Origin of the sequence: Pseudoalteromonas sp. BZK2 (assembly GCF_014349195.1) — a bacterium.
Taxonomy (GTDB): domain Bacteria; phylum Pseudomonadota; class Gammaproteobacteria; order Enterobacterales; family Alteromonadaceae; genus Pseudoalteromonas; species Pseudoalteromonas simplex.
Genome location: NZ_JACSOG010000002.1, coordinates 12,088 through 30,293 on the forward strand (window position 1 = coordinate 12,088; position 18,206 = coordinate 30,293).

19 protein-coding genes and 1 pseudogene are annotated in these 18,206 nt (G+C 41.9%); 3 read left to right on the forward strand and 17 right to left on the reverse strand.

What is annotated here, in order from left to right:
• Positions 1-307: 307 nt before the first annotated feature.
• Positions 308-1,693: a tRNA 5-hydroxyuridine modification protein YegQ gene (yegQ, locus tag BIZ38_RS01260; RefSeq protein ID WP_138601956.1), complete on the forward strand. Its 1,386-nt coding sequence runs from the start codon at positions 308-310 to the stop codon at positions 1,691-1,693.
• Between the two features lie 38 nt (positions 1,694-1,731).
• On the opposite strand, the gene BIZ38_RS01265 is transcribed toward yegQ, so the two are convergent.
• The 10 genes from BIZ38_RS01265 to BIZ38_RS01310 all read right to left on the reverse strand — a co-directional run bounded on the left by BIZ38_RS01265 (position 1,732) and on the right by BIZ38_RS01310 (position 10,210).
• The gene (locus tag BIZ38_RS01265; RefSeq protein WP_138617879.1) at positions 1,732-2,637 is read right to left on the reverse strand and encodes an AraC family transcriptional regulator; all 906 of its coding nucleotides are present in this window, start codon (positions 2,635-2,637) and stop codon (positions 1,732-1,734) included.
• Positions 2,638-2,652: 15 nt separating this feature from the next.
• The gene (locus BIZ38_RS01270) at positions 2,653-3,273 is read right to left on the reverse strand and encodes a flavodoxin family protein (protein ID WP_138617877.1); all 621 of its coding nucleotides are present in this window, start codon (positions 3,271-3,273) and stop codon (positions 2,653-2,655) included.
• A 107-nt stretch (positions 3,274-3,380) separates the two neighbouring features.
• Entirely contained in the window at positions 3,381-4,316 is a 936-nt protein-coding gene (locus tag BIZ38_RS01275; protein WP_187489354.1) for an alpha/beta hydrolase, read from the reverse strand.
• Between the two features lie 58 nt (positions 4,317-4,374).
• Complete coding sequence (locus BIZ38_RS01280) at positions 4,375-5,289, reverse strand: alpha/beta hydrolase (protein ID WP_187489355.1); 915 nt, start codon at positions 5,287-5,289, stop codon at positions 4,375-4,377.
• A 386-nt stretch (positions 5,290-5,675) separates the two neighbouring features.
• A complete protein-coding gene (locus BIZ38_RS01285; protein ID WP_063704231.1) occupies positions 5,676-6,089 on the reverse strand; it encodes an Rrf2 family transcriptional regulator in 414 nt (137 codons plus the stop codon).
• A 1-nt stretch (position 6,090) separates the two neighbouring features.
• The gene (locus BIZ38_RS01290; protein ID WP_262387539.1) at positions 6,091-7,011 is read right to left on the reverse strand and encodes a DMT family transporter; all 921 of its coding nucleotides are present in this window, start codon (positions 7,009-7,011) and stop codon (positions 6,091-6,093) included.
• 98 nt (positions 7,012-7,109) lie between these two features.
• Complete coding sequence (locus tag BIZ38_RS01295) at positions 7,110-7,820, reverse strand: AraC family transcriptional regulator (protein ID WP_316247562.1); 711 nt, start codon at positions 7,818-7,820, stop codon at positions 7,110-7,112.
• A 59-nt stretch (positions 7,821-7,879) separates the two neighbouring features.
• Positions 7,880-8,482 carry a LysE family translocator gene (locus tag BIZ38_RS01300; protein WP_138617869.1) on the reverse strand — a complete coding sequence of 201 codons (603 nt, stop codon included), beginning with the start codon at positions 8,480-8,482 and terminating at the stop codon, positions 7,880-7,882.
• A 26-nt stretch (positions 8,483-8,508) separates the two neighbouring features.
• The gene (locus BIZ38_RS01305; RefSeq protein ID WP_187489356.1) at positions 8,509-9,339 is read right to left on the reverse strand and encodes an AraC family transcriptional regulator; all 831 of its coding nucleotides are present in this window, start codon (positions 9,337-9,339) and stop codon (positions 8,509-8,511) included.
• A 94-nt stretch (positions 9,340-9,433) separates the two neighbouring features.
• Positions 9,434-10,210 (reverse strand): DeoR/GlpR family DNA-binding transcription regulator, encoded by a 777-nt coding sequence (locus BIZ38_RS01310; protein ID WP_187489357.1) that lies wholly within the window; start codon positions 10,208-10,210, stop codon positions 9,434-9,436.
• A 200-nt stretch (positions 10,211-10,410) separates the two neighbouring features.
• On the opposite strand from BIZ38_RS01310, the gene BIZ38_RS01315 reads away from it, so the two are divergent.
• Together BIZ38_RS01315 and BIZ38_RS01320 are read left to right on the forward strand one after the other, a co-directional pair.
• On the forward strand, positions 10,411-11,559 hold the full coding sequence (locus tag BIZ38_RS01315; RefSeq protein WP_054553540.1) for an MFS transporter: 1,149 nt from the start codon (positions 10,411-10,413) through the stop codon (positions 11,557-11,559).
• 127 nt (positions 11,560-11,686) lie between these two features.
• Positions 11,687-12,541 carry a DUF417 family protein gene (locus BIZ38_RS01320; RefSeq protein WP_187489358.1) on the forward strand — a complete coding sequence of 285 codons (855 nt, stop codon included), beginning with the start codon at positions 11,687-11,689 and terminating at the stop codon, positions 12,539-12,541.
• Positions 12,542-12,578: 37 nt separating this feature from the next.
• Here BIZ38_RS01320 and BIZ38_RS01325 read toward each other — a convergent pair whose 3' ends face one another.
• The 7 genes and pseudogenes from BIZ38_RS01325 to BIZ38_RS01350 all read right to left on the reverse strand — a co-directional run bounded on the left by BIZ38_RS01325 (position 12,579) and on the right by BIZ38_RS01350 (position 18,141).
• Complete coding sequence (locus BIZ38_RS01325) at positions 12,579-13,463, reverse strand: alcohol dehydrogenase catalytic domain-containing protein (protein WP_262387543.1); 885 nt, start codon at positions 13,461-13,463, stop codon at positions 12,579-12,581.
• A gap of 60 nt (positions 13,464-13,523) precedes the next feature.
• Positions 13,524-14,330, reverse strand: a pseudogene (gene dkgB, locus BIZ38_RS21740) (2,5-didehydrogluconate reductase DkgB); the annotation flags it as partial.
• Positions 14,331-14,339: 9 nt separating this feature from the next.
• Positions 14,340-15,242: a TIGR03571 family LLM class oxidoreductase gene (locus tag BIZ38_RS01330; RefSeq protein WP_054553542.1), complete on the reverse strand. Its 903-nt coding sequence runs from the start codon at positions 15,240-15,242 to the stop codon at positions 14,340-14,342.
• Positions 15,243-15,411: 169 nt separating this feature from the next.
• The gene (locus BIZ38_RS01335) at positions 15,412-16,614 is read right to left on the reverse strand and encodes a low temperature requirement protein A (protein WP_138617859.1); all 1,203 of its coding nucleotides are present in this window, start codon (positions 16,612-16,614) and stop codon (positions 15,412-15,414) included.
• A gap of 12 nt (positions 16,615-16,626) precedes the next feature.
• The gene (locus tag BIZ38_RS01340) at positions 16,627-16,992 is read right to left on the reverse strand and encodes a hypothetical protein (protein ID WP_228482482.1); all 366 of its coding nucleotides are present in this window, start codon (positions 16,990-16,992) and stop codon (positions 16,627-16,629) included.
• A 9-nt stretch (positions 16,993-17,001) separates the two neighbouring features.
• Positions 17,002-17,550, reverse strand: coding sequence for a redoxin domain-containing protein (locus BIZ38_RS01345; protein WP_054553544.1), 549 nt, complete (start codon positions 17,548-17,550; stop codon positions 17,002-17,004).
• Positions 17,551-17,559: 9 nt separating this feature from the next.
• Positions 17,560-18,141, reverse strand: a complete 582-nt coding sequence (locus BIZ38_RS01350) for an NAD(P)H-dependent oxidoreductase (RefSeq protein WP_187489359.1) — start codon at positions 18,139-18,141, stop codon at positions 17,560-17,562.
• Between the last annotated feature and the right edge of the window lie 65 nt (positions 18,142-18,206).

Below are 18,206 nucleotides of genomic sequence, written 5' to 3' on the forward strand. Positions count from 1 at the left end.
AAAAATCACATTTAGCATATAATATAACTACATAATTATTAAAGAATATATGTTGTAGCTTTTTGGGCTGTTAACATTAACAAATCCAAACCAATTACCCTGGATAGTTAATTGAGTTTGATCAAAAAAGGTGGCCATTGGATTGGTCACCTTTTTTCTTTTTATAGGCTCACAGCTGGTTTGCTGAGTTTCTATCAAGCATGATCTAGATCAATAAAATTACTGGGCAGGTTATTATACTGCCGCGCTTCATTATCGTATTAATTCATGCAACCGACTTGTACTCGGTTCGATGTGTGGAGCTTTCATGTCGTCACCTATTTTGACCCCTCGTCCTTTTACGCCTGAGTTGTTATCACCTGCGGGTAGTTTAAAGAATATGCGTTATGCCTTTGCTTATGGTGCTGATGCTGTTTACGCTGGCCAACCTCGTTACAGCCTTCGTGTTCGTAACAATGAGTTTGACTTAGATAACCTGCAAATCGGTATTAACGAAGCCCATGCGCAAAATAAAAAGTTGTATGTGGTCTCGAACATTGCTCCTCATAATGCCAAGGTAAAATCGTACTTACGCGACATTGAGCCAGTTATTGAGATGCAGCCAGATGCGCTGATCATGTCTGATCCAGGCCTAATTATGCTAGTGCGTGAAAAATGGCCAGATATGCCTATTCACTTATCTGTGCAGGCCAATGCGGTAAACTATGCCACAGTGAACTTTTGGGCTCAGCAGGGTATTGAACGAGTCATTTTATCGCGCGAATTATCCCTTGAAGAAATCGCTGAAATTCGTGAACTATGTCCAAATACAGAGCTTGAAGTGTTTGTTCACGGTGCACTTTGCATGGCATATTCTGGCCGTTGTTTGTTATCGGGTTATATTAATAAACGCGATCCAAACCAAGGAACGTGCACTAATGCATGTCGTTGGAACTACGATGTGAAACCAGGCACCGAAAATGAAACCGGCGAAATGGTACATAAAATCGACCCTAAAGCGGTGATCCCAACGCTCGGTGATGGTGCCCCAAGTAACGAAGTATTTATGCTTGAAGAGCAGGGCCGTCCTGGTGAGTATATGCCTGCTTTTGAAGACGAGCATGGCACTTACATAATGAACTCAAAAGATTTACGTGCAGTTCAATATGTTGATCAACTAACGAAAATGGGCGTGCATAGTTTAAAAATTGAAGGCCGCACTAAGTCTTTCTACTATGTTGCTCGTACTGCGCAAGTGTATCGTAAAGCCATTGATGATGCCGTTGCTGGTCGTCCATTTGACGCAAACTTATTTAAAACGCTCGAAAACTTAGCGCACCGAGGCTATACCGAAGGGTTTTTAAAACGCCATGCACATCAAGACTATCAAAACTATGAGTATGGTCATTCGGTGTCAGATAAACAGCAGTTTGTGGGTGAAGTATTAGGCCGCAACGATAATGGCTTAGTTGAAATTGATGTGAAGAATAAGTTCTGTACTGGTCATTCACTTGAGCTTATGACGCCAAAAGGGAATATTAACTTCAAGCTAGATTTTATGGAAAACAAAAAAGGCGAAGCCATTAGCGATGCAAAAGGTTCGGGCCATATTGTTAAAATCCCTCTGCCAGAAGATATCGATTTAGGGCACGCAATCTTGATGCGGAATCTCGATGCCGACCAAGATACCCGTAACCCATTTAATAAAGCTTAATAGAAGGTGCGCTAAGTCATACTTAGCGCATTTATCTCTTATAACTGTTGTTGCCTTAACCTTTGCATATCTTTTTGCGGAGGCAGGCCAAATAAACGGCTGTACTCGCGACTAAATTGCGAAGGGCTTTCGTAACCAACCACACCACTTGCTTGACCAGCATCAAGACCATTGATCAGCATTTGATCGCGGGCCTCTTGCAGGCGTAAGGTTTTTAAATACTGCAATGGGCTGGTGCCAGTAATGGTTTTAAAGTGCTGGCGAAATGTTGATGAGCTCATATGCGCTTGTTTTGCTAACTCGTCAATTTGTACTGGGCGCATAAAGTTGGTTTTAAGCCAGCTCACAACTCTAACGATATGACTACTTGGTGACCCCTCTGATGCCAGTTTTCTAAGGTGAGGCCCGTGAGGTCCCTGTAAAAGGCGAATAACAATTTCTTTTGCGAGTAATGGCTGTAAGCCGTCGCGAAGTGCGGGATTATATTCAAGCTCAAATAACCGAGTGAGTGCATCAGTGAGTCCTGCATCGATATTATGAATAGAAATCGGCGCAAACGTTTCGTTGCGTGATTGTTTTGGCAGTTTAAGTTCTGCGGCTGTTTGCAAAATTAAGTTGTAATCAAGCTTTAGCACCATGGCAACAAATGGCTGGTGGCGTGTTGCTTCGGTCACATGGGATACCACAGGTAAGTCGAAAGTTGTTAACATGGTTTGCCCACCAGAGCAGGGCAGTACACTGTTTTCGACTGAAAGCATTTTTGCACCTTGTAGCACCACTGCAAGGCTTAATGTGTAAATACAATGCAAGGGGTCGGTTGGTGCGTTACGAATGTGCAATGTGAGCTCTGGCGTATGAGAGGTAATATCACCCGCTTTATTAGCGAATAACATAATCTTTTGCGCGAGTGGTTTAGCAATCTCTTGATGGTTGGTGTCTATCATGTTTTAAACTCACGGTTAGTTATCTTGGCTGTCAAATTTATTGAGCATATCTTGGCTACTAATTTGAGAGCCCATACGGCCACGATTCACATACCTGTGAGAAAACGTTTTTGCGCCATTTGCCCGAACCAGCTTTTCAAAATCATCAATAAAATGCTGTTCGAACTTACTGTTAAAGGTATTAAATAAAATCACATTTTTACCTGAAAAGTCATTATTTTTTGCAAACTGCCATATCGGTGGGGCAGGGCTGTATAGCCAAATAGGCGAGCCTAAATAAATGGTTTGATACTTCTCAAGGTTTATATTGCTCGGGGTTATTGTTGCTACCTTGCTTCTGGCATCATTAAGAGCGGCTATCCAACCAGGAATACCTAGTTCGTAATCGGTAGCCGTTATCTCAAACAGCTCTGCGTTATGCTTTTGTGCTATGTGATCTGCTAAAACCCCAGTATTACCAGAGCGAGAAAAAACCACGACGGCTGTTTTGGCATCAAGCGTGATTTTCGGCTCCGCATTTTGTAGACGTAAGCTGTTTTTAGCATGCTGTGATTTTTCGGTTTGTGTGACCCAAATGGCAACAGATAAAAGCCCTAATATTACAACTGCGAGTATTATAAATAGCCATTTAATCATTCGTTAACTCCTAAAATCGCAAATTCAAATCAACAACAAAAGTAAGTTAGGCCAAGCATGAGGCCTAACTTATTTGCTTTATGCATGCTCAGCTTACAAGTGCCTTTTTATAAATGCTTGGTTAAAAAAGGCAGTATTTGCTGCATCGCTAATGCAACTGGCTCTGGGTTGTCGTACAGGTCATAGTGCGACCAATCTTCTAGTTCAACGAGTTGTCGGTCTTTTGATGCAAATGACTTTCCGTAAATTTCTTTACCGTCACGGTACGCGCCAAATGCTCCTACTTTTTGACCAATTACAGCCATCATAGGTTGAGTCATTAATGTTTCGGCAAACGCGAAAGCATCCCAAGTGAGGGTTTTTTGTGCATGAGAAAATAACATACGTGTTGCGCCGCCTTCGCTTTGACCACGCGGTGTTTTGTAGTAATCAGTCGCTTCGAAAACATCACGTTCAGTCAGGCCATTGTCGCGGGCAAACTCAATGCTTGGTGGGAGTAATTCGTTAACTTGTAAATCACCACCAAGTGCTTCAGTAGTACGTTGTGCTGCCATCGCTTCAAGTGCGCCAAGCGGGTTAAAATCGGTGAATGCTTCTCTAAATAAACGACCTAAATTAACTGGTGTGATGCCGACCACGGCTTTTACGCGTTTTTCAGTCAGTGCAGAGTTAAATACATAAGCACCCCCACCACATACCCCAATGCTACCAATGCGCTCGTTATCGACATAAGGCAGTGTCACGGCATAATCAATAACATGGCTAATATCTTCAACACGTTGTGATGGATTTTCAATAAAGCGAGGTGTACCGCCAGATTGACCTTGATAGCTGGCATCGAAGGCAATAACCACATAACCCGCTTCAGCAAGTGCTTTACCATATACACTACTTGAGGTTTGTTCTTTACAGCTACCAAATGGGTGAACACTGATCATGGTTGGGTAGGTTTTTGACTCATCAAAATTAGCAGGTGTTAAAACAAGTGCTGAGATAGCCCAAGCCATATCGTGGTTTTGAATACTAACTGTTTGAATGTTCATGTTTGCTCCTAAATGCCGTTTAGGTATGAGCCCTGTTTGGGCTCATACGGATTAATAATTACAGATTGCTTGTAAAGAAAGGGGCTAATACGCTGATTGCTTCAGTGATTTCACTTTCGCCATCGTATAGGTCCATGTGGTTCGCACCTTCAACGATGTACATGTTTTTGCTGCTTGATGCTGCACGCGCCATTAGGTCATCGCTCATCCACTTGCTGCCTGCATTGCTGCCGACGACGGTCAGTAATGGTTGCGTTAAAAATGCTTCAGCTTTAAAGAATGCATCATAAGTGATGATTTGATTTAAGCTGCGTGCAGTCGCAAAACCCGGTGCAGTGCAATAAGCTGCGCGGTCTGTGTGGTAGTATTCCCACGCTTGGCGAAGTTCTTCGTTTGGTGCATCTTCTTCTTTAAGTGGTGCCATTGGGATGGTCGCAATCTCGTTACCACTTGCATCCGATGTGCGAGAATCAGAGCCAGCTTGGATATATGGGATAGCGTCGCTGTCTTTTACATTGTTATCCCAGCCATTACGGAACATTTGGCCAATATTTACCATGCTGACTGTGCCAACGGCTTTAATACGGCGGTCGTTAATTGCAGCATTTGCGGTGTAACCTGCACCCGCACAGATCCCCATTGCGCCAATGCGATCATTGTCTACATAAGGTAAGGTCGTTAAGTAATCGATTACTGCACTCACATCCTCGGTACGAACATGTGGGTTTTCAAGTTGGCGTGGCTCGCCTGTGCTTTCACCTTGGTAAGATGCATCGTATGCAATAGCGACAAAACCTTGCTCAGCTAGTTTACGTGCGTAAGTCCCTGCTGTTTGCTCTTTAACACCACCACCTGGGTGCGATACGACAATGGCTGGGTATGTTTTTGTTTCATCAAAATCAGCAGGTAAATTTAATAAGCCCGCAATACTAATATCTAAACCGTTCGTGTTTGGAAAAGTAACTTTGTTCATGAGCGTAAATCCTCTTTGGGTTAATAAGTAAGGACAGAGACTATTCTCGATTGCAGAGCTGTTTGCTTTGCGTCCTTGATTGAGATTAAGTATAGAAGTGGGCAGTTGCGAATGTTTGCCTAAAATGACAGGGTGTTTGTCTAAAATGCCGAAAAAGCACTATGGCAGGCAATCGGAAAATGACCAGGATAGATTGGGAATTTACTTAATTGCTTGAATGGTCGGGTTTGTAGGGTGTTTAGAGTGCTTGCTCTACATGATGGCAGTGATGGGATTTTATTTCTAAAATCGAAATACCGCTTGCTTTATAAGTATAAGGCTCTTAATTAGGCTGTGATTGCCTATTTTTATTGCCGTAAGCCAATTAATAGGCAGTGTAACGACGCTTATTTTTTAAATTGACTGGCAAGCTCTGCAAGCGACACTTCAGCAAAACGTTTTAATAATAGGGCTTCTGCATCGTCCATTGCGTTTTGCAGGGCGCTGTTAACTGCATGTTCGATAGGGCAGTTGCTGTGCTCATCGGTTAGACCAATTACAAACAGGTTCTTTTCGCCAAGCGCTTGGTGAATATCAAATAAGGTGATGTCTGTTAAGGGAGTGGCCAGTAGCCAGCCGCCATTGTGACCTTTAATTGCCGATACATAACCTGCTTGACGAAGTAGTGCCATTGTACGACGCACAACCACAGGGTTGGTCATTAACATGTTTGCTAATGTCTCTGATGTGACAGGGTGGTTGTAGCTGTCTAAATGGATCAGCACATGCAAAACCCGTGATAATCGGCTGTCTTTTCTCATCTTAAATCGTCAATATGCGTTTTTTGCAGTGTATCACGAACTGCTTAATATTGACCGTTTGAATTACCAAACTAACGCTCACTAAACCAATTCCAAACCAGCCAATTTGCTGAAATTGCTCATTTAAAATCACAATAGCCAGTACGGTGGCGATAATCGGCTCAAGTAAAGTAATGAGCACGGCTTGGCTAGCCGCGATGGTTTTTAAGCCAATACTAAATAGCCAATAACCTAAAAACATCGGTACTATGGCCATGTAAAGCGCCACGCTGGTATTGGTAACGGTGGCAAAAAGCGTATCTCCAGTGATCAATAACGATGGCAAGAGTACACATGCAGCGCCGCCAAATAAGCTTGCCATGGTCGCTCTTGAATGAACGCCGTTGCTAATTAAACGTTTGGCTGTCCATGAATAACCCGCATAGGTAAGCCCTGCAATTAAGCCAATTAAAATGCCGATGTTTTGGCTAAACAGTCCCGTAGCGGCAAGGTTATGCTCTTTACCTAACGCAATTAAGCCAATGCCAATCGCACCAAAGCAAAAGCTGACTAGCCAGCGAGTTGTAATGGGCTTTTTCTCATTTAAGTATTCCAATAAGACGGTAAATAAAGGGGCGCTGGCAATCGAAACAACAGTGCCAATAGCCACACCAGCGCTATTCATCGAGGTATAAAATGCCAGCGGATAAACAGCCACACAGGCTGAGCCAAGTAGGGTTAGGGGGTAGTGCTTACGCAGTGTACTGGCATTGTTTATTAGCTGAGTTAGTGAGGTTAAGCAAAGTAATACGCCGCCAAACCCCATCGCAAACGCACCTATTGCAAAAGGGCTAATGTTTGGTGCAAAGCTTGCGGCTGTGCCTGTTGTGCCCCAAAACACACTGGCAACTAAAACGGCCATGGTCGCGATGGTATGGTTCATTGATGATTCGCTTTAAATTTAAGATATCAAAAGCATAATCAAAATTGATGCAAGGTTTTTGACAAAAAGGACGGTTTTGTTGGTGTTTAAAACTAAAGTTATTTTTTGAACTTGCTTGGTGATAAGCCAAAGTACTTTGAAAAACTACGGCTAAAAGATGAAAGCTCATTGTAACCAACTAGCTCACTAATACGCTGTAGCGGGTAATCGGTATGACTGAGTAAAGCTTGGGCTTTTTCCATTCGCTGTTTGGTTACATAGTTCATGACAGTTAATCCGGTTTGTTGCTTAAACAGCAGCTTAAATTGCGTTGGGCTTAAACAGGCAATGCTGGCAAGGTGTTTGATATGAAGAGGAGCGCTTAAGTGACTGTCAATATAAAGCAGTGCCTCGCTAATACGGCTGTCGACCTTAGGCTGCATAATTTGCTCAGCTAACAGCAAATTGAAGGTGTTAAACATGGCAAGTTCTAATTCACGATTAACCGCTTGCTCAAGCTGCTTTGCCACAAACTGCAAAAATGCCCAAAGTGATTGATTAATAGCAAACACGCAGCGCTCAGCAGTGGCCAGGTTATCTGGTAACTTTGGCATATCGGCCACCACAAATCGCGCCTCTGGCATTGCGGTAAAAAGATGCGTTTGCGAGGCTTTGACAACCACGCATTCACCGGGGGCGACTTTACCTTGAAAATCACCGACACTAATGGCAATCACACCTTTTAAGGGCAGTACAAGTTGATGATAGTCATGGCTATGACTAACAGGCTTAGTACTGTATGAGCGGATAGATAGATTGCCTTGCATCATTTTGTGATAGCCGTTTGCTGAATAAGGCTATTATGCCTGTTTGCGAGGGATGATCAATTTTAGGCCATTAACGGGGTTAGCACATGCTCGTAGGCAATCATTAGCGCAACATAAACCAACAAAACAGCCATTAATTTATTAAACATGTTAAAAACACCCGGCCGTGATACTTGCTTGCCAAGCACTAAGCCCGCTAACGAGTAACTTGTAGGCGCACCGAAGGCAAGGATGGCTAAAATAAAAGACCAAAATACGATTGCAGCGCCAGTAATATCGGCGCTTGGGAATTGAATCGTAGCAATTGGCAAAGTGGCCACCAAGGCTTTTGGATTTAATAGCTGCATAAACAGGCCATCGAAAAAGCTAAGTGAGGCATCTGCTGAGGTATCACTCACCTGTACATTTGCTTTTGCGACTTTCCAAGCAATATACAAAATATAGCCGCAACCAATTAAGCTCACATAAGGCAAAAACTGCGGATTGATCACTTGCAAGCCAAGGTAGCCAAGCAGCACAAATAAGATAAACATCGCGCTACCCACGCCGATAAAAAAACCAAGGTGTGAACGAGTTTGTTTATTTAAGCCGCTGCTTAAACCGAGTAAATTGATTGGCCCAGGGGTGTACATAATGCCAATAGCATATGCAAAAATATCTGCCATAACAGCTCCAAATCAGTAATTCAGCTCTATCTACGAGCCCATTGCAGTTGAAATTGTTTTGGTGTCATACCGAATGCTCGTTTGAAGTTACGATTGAGGTGGCTGGCATCAGCGAAGCCAGATTCAACCGCCACGCTGGTGGCATCGCGGCCAACTTGTAACGCTTTACGGGCATAATTAATACGACAGTTCAAAACATATTGATGTGGAGTAATACCGAAGTGCTCGCGAAAGCGGCGGATAAAATGAAATTTCGACATGGTGGCAGCATGGGCAATGTCATCAATAGAAATGTCATTGTCGATATTTGCCAAAATGTAGTCTTTTGCACGCAGAAGCAAGCTATCAACACGGGTGCTTAAAGTTGGCAAATCAAGACTGCCGTTGAGCCTGACTAAAGACTGTGCCATTTGCAATACTGCAGCTTCTCGCTCTATTTTGCTGGTGCTATTGGTTTGTAAAAGCCTTGATAAGTTAATCACCTGATTACGCAGTAATGGATCAGCATACAAGGTGTTTGCCATACGTAACGTGCAATCTTGCTTATACCCAAGCGCTTTGAACAAAGGCTTAAATTCATCGGGATGAATGTACAGCATTAGATACTCTAGGTTTTGCTCAGTGCCAGAGTGACCATCGTGAATATCTTCTGGGTTAAACAAAATGACATTGCCAGGTACGCTTTTATAAAACGCATTACGACAAAAGAAATCTTGCCGCCCTTGTAGAGTAATACCAATTGAATACTCTTCGTGAGCATCTTTTGCATAGGTAAAATCACTCATAGTCGCCGTCAACATCGAGATGCTCTGATGCTGTTCGTTGTTAATGTACTTAAAGTGATTGTCTTTGCTCACAGGTGCTCCTGAAGGGTGTGCGCTTCGTTATTATTCCTACGCCAATATAGCGAAGCTGGCAACCTAAAAACTTGAACAAAATTGCTGTTTTAATTTATTCAGAGGTACAGACAAGTTCTAATTCAGTGTCTTTAAATTCAGCGAGTTTTATATCGTTTTTCTTGGCATCAGTAATTAAAACAGAAATAGCGTCTAACGCTGTCACTTTATGCCTTGCGACTGAAGACAGTTTTTCTTCAGTAACGGCGATTAATACATTATTGCTTTGTTTTACTATAGCGTGTTTAAACTGTGCATCTTCAACGTCAAACGCTGAAACACCCACCTCGACATCGATTGCGCAAGCGCCTAAAACTGCTAGGTCAAAATGCATTGTTTGTAATTGCTTTAACGAGCAACTACCAATTGCAGCGCCTTGTTGCTTACTTATTTTTCCACCTAATAGAATTACATCACATTGTTGATGTGATTGTAGTGCAATAGCAATTGCAGGCGTGTGGGTAACCACCGTTAAGGTAAGATCGTGTGGGATCATACTTGCAATGGCTAAATTGGTACTGCCAGAATCAATAAAAATAAATGCATGCTCTTTAAAGTAAGGAATACACGCTTTAGCTAAAAGCTGCTTACGGTCACTATTTAAAACCATTCGTTGCACTAAACTGCCATCATTTTGTGCATTAATGACAGCGCCGCCATACACTTTTTTACACACCCCTTGATTTGCTAATTCTTGCAGATCTCGGCGGATCGTATGTTCTGAGACATTAAGTTCTTTGGCTAATTGAACACACACAACTCGGCCGGTTTGTTGTAAATGATCTTTGATCAGTGCTTGCCTCTGATCTGGGAATGAAGCATAATCGAGCATAAATAATCATAATTGAGCAGTTTAAAATGAGTCTAATGTAGCATTGCATGCTCGTTTTAGCAATTTTGTGATTATTTAGAGTTAAATAGCTCAATAACTAAGCCTTAGTTTAGTTATAAACTGGAATGAGGGAGGGTGACGGGTTTTAACCTAGTCACTTACCCTGCTCGATTGTGATGTTTTATGGAAGGTTTTGCTTGATGTTGTTAGAAAGGTATCCGTTTAAAAAGCGCGAAGTACTCGTTACAAGGTTACTATTTTTGTGTGCAGGTTTAGCCACGGCTACGTGGGCATCGCTCATACCAGTAATTAAAGCGCATATTGGCATTGATGAGAGTACTTTAGGGTTGTTGCTTTTGTGTCTTGGTGCAGGTGCAATATTTGCTATGCCTGTATCAGGTGCGCTCGCAACTAAGTATGGTTGTAAACGTGTATTACAGCTCTCAACGATGATGATTATTTTTTGCCTACCATTTTTTGCTTTAGTAAATAGTGTGGCTAGCTTGGCAACTTTACTGGTGATTTTTGGCCTTTCTATCGGAGCAACTGATTGTGTTATGAACATTCAGGCTGTGTTGGTTGAAGAACGTTCTAAGCTTTCACTTATGTCTGGTTTTCATGGCTTTTACAGTTTAGGCGGTATTTTAGGGGCGGGTGCTGTAGCAATGCTGCTAATTGCTGGTTTTTCGGCATTCGAAATCTGTATGCTAATGGCGGCGATAGTATTACTGTGTTTGATCTTCGCAAAGAGAGACTTACTTCCTTTTGCAAGCCCCAATGAAGGTCCTGCATTTGCGCTCCCAAAAGGCCCGGTGATTTTAATTGGCATTATTTGCTTTGCAATGTTTCTCGCAGAGGGAACCGTTTTAGATTGGAGCGGAATATATTTAATTGATTATCAAAATGCATCAACAGGAATGGCGGCATTAGGGATTTTTAGCTTTTCAGTCACAATGACTTTAGGGCGCTTATTTGGCGATCGCATTATTGCAAAGCATGGGCAAAGGGCTGTTCTGACTATAAGTGGTTTAGTAGCAAGCCTTGGCTTGATAATCGCTATTGTATCAATGAGCTTTTATGTTGCGCTATTTGGTTATGTGTTAATGGGAATAGGTTGTGCCAACGTTGTACCAATTATGTTTTCTGCGGCAGGGAAGCAAACCTACATGTCGCAAGCTACGGCAATTCCTGCTGTAACAACATTTGGTTATTTAGGTGTATTAATGGGGCCTGCAAGTGTCGGTCAAATTGCACATTTTTCTTCACTTGCGTCTGCATTGGTCGTAATAGCGATGTTAATTGCTTTGGCGACTATCTTTTCACTCTTTGTGAAAGTTTCACAAGACTAACTTTATAATTGTTATTATTCAAAAGGTTATATGTATTTAACAGGAAAAGGTGATAGTAAATTATAAAATGGTGAATGTTTTTATCCCTAACTTAGGTCTTCTAATTGAGTTTTATAGAGGGGTTTAAATGAATTTACGTACATCAAATAATTTAGTGATTGCACTTATTACTATCAGTTTTTTGTTATTGGGTTTGTCTTTTATTTTGGGGGCAAACCCCAATGCTATTGGCAGTATATTTTCGTTTTATGGTTTAGAGACTCAGGTACCTGATCATCTCATGAGTATGATTGCAGGCTTTGCACTTTGTTTTGTAGGTATTACCAGCCTTCATTCTCATTTAGGATTTATTAATAGGGCGCTTCCCACCTTGACAGCTCTTATTATTGCACTTACCTGTTTACTTACATTGTTCAGTGCAAATCGTTGGCTTGCAAGTGAAGGGGGTTTTCCAGTAATTGGTTCGGGGCAGGGTATTATTAAGTATTTTGCTGTTATTCCTTTATTTTTATTTGTGTTTTACAAAGACGTTTTGAGTGATAAAGCGCATGTCGCTTTGAATTATGCATCGGTGGCATTAGTGTTGGTTTGGATTGGCGCAATGAAGTTTTTTGCTTTTGAAGCAAATGCGATTGTTAGCCTTGTTGAGTCTTCACCGTTTATGTCTTGGTTGTATATTGTTTTTAGCGTGCAAGGGGCATCAAATGCGATTGGCATATTTGATATTTTGAGTGTGGCGCTGTTAGGTGTTGGCTTGTATATCAGAAATGCGAAACTTATTTTACTTGCTGGACTAGCCTGTTGCTCGGTATTTATCATGACACAAACATTTTTAATTACCGCACCTAATGCGCTTAGCAGCGTTACAGTGTTTGAGCGATTAGGTCAGTTTGTAATTAAAGATCTGTGGTTTATAGCGAATTTAGTGATTATTTATCATTTAGCTGTATTCAACAATACACCTAAAGAAACAGCAGAATAAAATAAAAAGGCCTCAGAAGAGGCCTTTTAAATGATAACTAAACAACTACAACGGCTTTTTGCTTTTGAACTTTAGAAAACTCAAGGGCATCATTGAGATTGTTAAATTCAAAGTCAGTGGGTTCTTCAACATTTAAAGTACCCGACGCAATGTCATTAAGGAGCTTTTCGCCATCACTTACAAGACGTTGCCATTGCTGTGAATCACCATAATCGTGTAATGCACCAAGGGCAATTTCATGATAAGAAATAGTGCGCGTGAATGGTTCATCGACTGGGGTTTCAATGCGTCCTAAAATACTGATCACATGACCATTTGCCTGTAGAAGTTGCACTAACTTTTTAGCTTCTTCAGGGCCATTAGCATCAAAGAGTGCAAAGTAGCCACCTTCAGATGGTGCGTCGCGTAATACTAACTTAACGCCAAGCTTTTCGGCTTGCTCAGTCGTTAGGCTTTTTGATAAAGCATGTACTTCAAAGCCACTGTGATTCAGCATTTGTGTCAGCAGTTTATTAACAGCTCCCATGCCGGTTACTAATACTTTTTCGTCTTTGCGTAATGGTATTTTGCTAAAAGCTTGCCATGCAGTAAGCAGTGGGCAAGGTAATGCAGCAGCAACATTGACAGCTAACCCTTTTGGCACCTGCATAACACGGTCTGCATAAAGTACTGTGTGTTTAGCAAAGCTGCCGTTTTCACTCAAGCTATGATGATAAGCGACTGTTTTACCTATTAGTTTGGTATCGACGCCATCGCCTACCTGCTCAACAACCCCAGCACCGTCTACGCCAGGTGTATGTGTATCTGCCCAATTTATAGGGTCAGCTTGAATAAACTTCCAATCAACTGGATTAATACCAACCGCTAGGTTTCGGACCAAAATTTGCCCTGCTTTAAGTGCTGGTACAGCTTTCAATCCCAAAGCGAGTGCTTTATCAGCACCTTGAAACTGCCAAGCATGAGTTGTCTTTACTTCATCATGATCCCAGTCAGGAGCAAAATCCGGGTTTGCTTGCCTGTCGCCGCAACTAAGGGCATCAATTTGATTGATCTCGTCTTGGCTTAAGCTAAGCGAAAGGGCTTTTAAGTTGGTAGCCATATTTTCGCGTTTGGTAGATGACGGTATCGTCACCATGTCATGCGTTAACTCCCAAGCAATGACTACTTCAGCGGTGCTCACTTGGTGTTTGTCTGCAATCGCTTTGATGGTTGGATCTTTAAGTACTTTACCTACCGCAAATGGCATATAGCCGGTAACGAGAATGTCGTTTTGGGCACAAAAATCACGTACCTTTTGATTGGTTAGGTAGGGGTGAACTTCAACTTGATTGGTAAATAATGCGCCTTTTGGCAAAATACTTAAGGCTTCTTCCATTTGTGCAATGGTAAAGTTTGAAACACCAATTTCTTTCGTTAAACCAAGCTCTTTTGCTGATTGTAATTCACTCAAATACTCATGCATGCTTTCGCCATTGGCTGGGCTTGGCCAATGAATAAGCAGTAAGTCGACGTAATCTAGTTGTAGTTTAGTCAGGCTCTCTTTTACGCTGTTAATAAAGTCCGTTTTATTTAACTTATCATTCCATACTTTGGTGGTAATAAATAACTCACCACGTGCAACACCACTGTCTTTAATCGCTCGGCCAACAGCTTCTTCGTTACCGTAAATTTGCGCAGTGTCGATGTGTCTAAAGCCCTCTTCAATAGCTGTTAGCACACTTTGATATGCAACTTCGTCTTGTAATCTAAATGTACCAAAACCCAGTTTTGGCATAATTGATTGTGACATCATAACTCCTTAATTATGGAACGTAGGCAAAACATGTTCGCCAATGTGCTTTAATGCCCATTCAATGGGTAATTCGTTACGTCTAAAGTGCAGGCCAATGTGATTCACACCGGCATTTCTCATTGCCTTTAGTTCTGAGATGAGTCCGTTGACGCCTGTTTCAACCCCAAAACGGTGACGTTTTATAGGTGCATCAGGATCATCTAATAAATTTAAATGAATAAAACTAACGTACGGCTTATTTCCTGCGACCTCTCGCCACAAAGCGACACGCTTTTGCTGATCATCTGGTGTGCCCGGGTAAGCAAGCCATCCGTCCATGTTTTCGCCAACCCATTGAGGGCTTTGCTGAGCAAGACCTGCTACATAAAGTGGGAAATCTTTCACTTCTGGTAGTAGCTTTTGACCCGCTTCTAAAGGTCGCTTAGGGGCGCCTTTAAGTAGCGAAACAGATTCACGTAGTTGCTCACCACGGCTTGCAAAATCAATATCGAATAAAGGGTATTCAATAGGTCTATCACCACTGGCAACACCTAAAATTAGCCGATCATTACTAAGCGCTTGCACAGTATTTGCTGCCTTTTTAACAAGCCAAGGTTGGCGCAATGGCAATACCACCGCTGCGGTGCCAAGTAATATATTTTTGGTTTTAGCTGCTAAGTAGCCAAGGTAACTGAAGGTTTCATAAACTTGGGCGGCATCACCAAATTGCGGGTCATAAATCGGTACGTCGCGAACCCATGCTGCTGCATAGCCAAGCTCATCAGCAAGTTGAACACGTGATTCATGGTTAGCTAAATTAGGGATCCCAAATGATTGATTTGATTGTTGATTGAAATGTGCCCAATCATTATCAAGTGGAAGTTCAACCCCAATTGAGAATGGTTTTTGCGCTAATTTATCAAAACTCATTATGACTCCAAACTTTAAGGGACATAGCTAAGCAATACTTAACAATTTAATGCGGCCCTGAAAGTGATTTATGATTAAGTAATGTGGGTATTGTGGCGCTAAATTTATTTGCGAAAAACAGCAAGGATAACAAAACACCTTTGTCGTTTTTGCAAAGGTGTTTTAATTGTTATGAATTAGCTTCTTCTTTTGAAAGGGTAAAGTATGCGCGAGTGACTGGGTAGGCAATTTGTGAAATCAGTGCTGTGCCCCAAAGTAAGTTGCCAATGAGCGAAGGCACATGGGGTAAAATGGGAATGGTAACTAAAGCAAGTATAACGCCAAACATTCTTACTTTGGCTGTAGCAAAACGATGGGCTACGCGATGTTCGATCATTAGCTGGATCCACAATAAGCTTAATAAGTAGCCTGCTAACCCTACACAACCAATGACACCATATTTTAGGGGGTACGGCTGCCAAAACCCGGCTTTCACTTCGCCGGCGAGTGCAACGCCAACCATAACTGCACATAGCATTAAAAATAGGTGAGCTAACCACCAACTTACGAGTGTCCATTTGTGTTGATTTTTAGGTTTACCATTGCCAACAAAATCAAAGTAAATCCAGCATTGCACAAATACCGCAATACCACCAAACATAAAGTTAGCCAGTACAGTGGGGTCGACTTTATAAACTCCTTTTTCAGATAAAGTAATCACCAATTTAAAGAAACCTTCGCCTACGACAATAAGCAGTAAAAGGGCGAAGCGCTCAGACATATGCCCAAGGCGTGGTAAAAAGCGTTTATTTTCAAGTACACCAATTTTTGGAGCCATATATAAAACTTGGATAGCGGCAATCGCAGCGCCAAACACCCAATAACGATAGGGGGCAGGCATAAATGCTGTGGTAGCAAAAATGATGGCAAGAGCAAAGTAGTTACGGCTCACACTGCGTGCTAATTTTGTTGATTCGACCCCCAATTGATTGGTGCGATGAAATAAATAAGCTGTAATAAGGCGATTAGCAGCATAGGCTAATGCAAAATATGTCCAACCTTTATCAAGTACATGAGGGAGCGAGGCAGCCATAACCATGGCGGTAACAATTTGGCAGGCCATGATCAGCCGGTGTTTTACATCAGTACTGACATAGAGTGAATTAAAAACACTGGAGTCAGCCCACGCAAACCATACGGTGATGAACAAACCTGCAAATGTAAGAAAACCACTTAAATGTAAGTGGTCGCTCAAAAAATTACCTAGCAAAAAAATGATTACCACATGGATAAGGTCATAAAATAATTCAACCCAATGAACATGGTCATGTGAACTTTTTAAATCTAGGTGATGCTTAGGTAAGCGCCACATTGGGTGGTTTTCTAATGCCATAATTGATCCTACCTATTTCCTTTCGACAATAATTGCAGTGATGGTGGTTTCACCCTCATTTTTGACTTGATGAGTCCATGCGTCATGCCACATCACATAGCCATTAGGGATCTCAATTGTTGTTTGTGACTCTTTAGTACTGATGGTCGCTTTACCACCTGTCTCAAAATAGACTGTTTCAGCATTATGCTTATGCCAATTATCTTGCTCACCTGGTGCTAAAGTCATACGTAAAACAAGTACTTCACTGTTATCTAGCAATACTTCATAGTGATTGGGTGAAGCAATATGTGCATGGGGAAGTTGTGCTGAAAAAGCATGTTGTGAGCACATAATTGTGCTCACCAAGCCAATCAGCAAAGCTGTCATTTTGCTCATGGCTACACTCTACTTATGCATACCGCGAATTGGGTAATTATTTTTTGGGTCGCGTATCCAATTAAGCCCGCTTACCAAAGTTGCTAAATCAGGTCTTACAAATGGATTATTAGAATAATCAACTACATGTACTTTACCTTGCTCGTTAACCACAAACAGTGCGGGCTCTGCGAAAGGGTGATCCGTTTCTTGTGGTGAACGGGGATCAGAAATGTAAGTACCTAATGCTTGCATTTGCTCTGTAGTCAAACCGTAAGCAAGTGGAAATGACACAGATAGCTGCTCTAAATGCGCTTCTAACTGTTCTTTGCTATCACCTGAAACAGCAATTACATCAACACCCGTTTCTAATAGCGCCGCTTTGTACTGCTCGAGGCTATTTAAATAGCGGGTACATAAAGGGCAATGCTTACCACGATAAACAACAACAAGCTGCCAGCTTGCACCGTGTTGAGGTTGACCAAGAACAGCCTCTTCACCATTCAAAAGTGCAGCACTAATACTAGGAAATGCACTGCCCGGATGGAGTTTATTGCTATAAACAGATTCGTTACTCATGAGTGTTCCTTAAAAGTTCTCGTTTAAGTGTTTTTCAAAGCGCGCAAAGTCGCTGTCGATGTCTGCATTTTTCATCACGTCATAACAGGCGAAAGTTGGCATCGCTTGCATACCGAAAAACTTAAAGTTCATATGCATTGGGAAAACAAGGTCATCAACACTTTTACCTTCAAAAAAGTCAGCGGCATCTGCAAATGATTCTGCAGGCGCATTTAAAGTCAGCGACATCATATATTGAGTGTTAGTCAAGGTGCCGCCTTTACCGTAATTGGCTTTTGGATTGTCTTGATGACGACCATCACCATGGCAAAGCGCTCCCCCCATGCCCGCTGTGTACACTTCATCCATGTATTTTTTGAATGACCAAGTCATGCCCATCCAGTTAATAGGTGATTGCAAAAAGACGATATCTGCCCATTGATGGTTCTCAAGTTCAGTTTCTACATCAAATTCGTCTTGTGTGTTAACCACACGTGTTTGATAGCCTTTTGCTTGAAAGAAAGCGTCGGCTTTTTCGATTAAAGCAGCATTTAACTTACCTTCAGAAAAAGGGTAATAGTGATGTGCGTTAAGAATTAATACGTTTTTCATAGTTGAGTATCCGTTTGCTAGTTACTTTATCGTGTTCAAAATACATTCTGTGGTATATAATAGTA

Bases quoted from the DNA above. Each gene is read 5' to 3' on its own strand.
- BIZ38_RS01295 (WP_316247562.1), bottom strand. From the start codon at position 7,820: ATGATGCAAGGCAATCTATCTATCCGCTCATACAGTACTAAGCCTGTT.
- BIZ38_RS01275 (WP_187489354.1), bottom strand. From the start codon at position 4,316: ATGAACATTCAAACAGTTAGTATTCAAAACCACGATATGGCTTGGGCT.
- BIZ38_RS01320 (WP_187489358.1), top strand. From the start codon at position 11,687: ATGAATTTACGTACATCAAATAATTTAGTGATTGCACTTATTACTATC.
- BIZ38_RS01290 (WP_262387539.1), bottom strand. From the start codon at position 7,011: ATGAACCATACCATCGCGACCATGGCCGTTTTAGTTGCCAGTGTGTTT.
- BIZ38_RS01265 (WP_138617879.1), bottom strand. From the start codon at position 2,637: ATGATAGACACCAACCATCAAGAGATTGCTAAACCACTCGCGCAAAAG.
- BIZ38_RS01285 (WP_063704231.1), bottom strand. From the start codon at position 6,089: ATGAGAAAAGACAGCCGATTATCACGGGTTTTGCATGTGCTGATCCAT.
- BIZ38_RS01345 (WP_054553544.1), bottom strand. From the start codon at position 17,550: ATGAGTAACGAATCTGTTTATAGCAATAAACTCCATCCGGGCAGTGCA.
- BIZ38_RS01315 (WP_054553540.1), top strand. From the start codon at position 10,411: ATGTTGTTAGAAAGGTATCCGTTTAAAAAGCGCGAAGTACTCGTTACA.
- BIZ38_RS01270 (WP_138617877.1), bottom strand. From the start codon at position 3,273: ATGATTAAATGGCTATTTATAATACTCGCAGTTGTAATATTAGGGCTT.
- BIZ38_RS01280 (WP_187489355.1), bottom strand. From the start codon at position 5,289: ATGAACAAAGTTACTTTTCCAAACACGAACGGTTTAGATATTAGTATT.
- BIZ38_RS01340 (WP_228482482.1), bottom strand. From the start codon at position 16,992: ATGAGCAAAATGACAGCTTTGCTGATTGGCTTGGTGAGCACAATTATG.
- BIZ38_RS01310 (WP_187489357.1), bottom strand. From the start codon at position 10,210: ATGCTCGATTATGCTTCATTCCCAGATCAGAGGCAAGCACTGATCAAA.
- yegQ (WP_138601956.1), top strand. From the start codon at position 308: ATGTCGTCACCTATTTTGACCCCTCGTCCTTTTACGCCTGAGTTGTTA.
- BIZ38_RS01335 (WP_138617859.1), bottom strand. From the start codon at position 16,614: ATGGCATTAGAAAACCACCCAATGTGGCGCTTACCTAAGCATCACCTA.
- BIZ38_RS01350 (WP_187489359.1), bottom strand. From the start codon at position 18,141: ATGAAAAACGTATTAATTCTTAACGCACATCACTATTACCCTTTTTCT.
- BIZ38_RS01330 (WP_054553542.1), bottom strand. From the start codon at position 15,242: ATGAGTTTTGATAAATTAGCGCAAAAACCATTCTCAATTGGGGTTGAA.
- BIZ38_RS01300 (WP_138617869.1), bottom strand. From the start codon at position 8,482: ATGGCAGATATTTTTGCATATGCTATTGGCATTATGTACACCCCTGGG.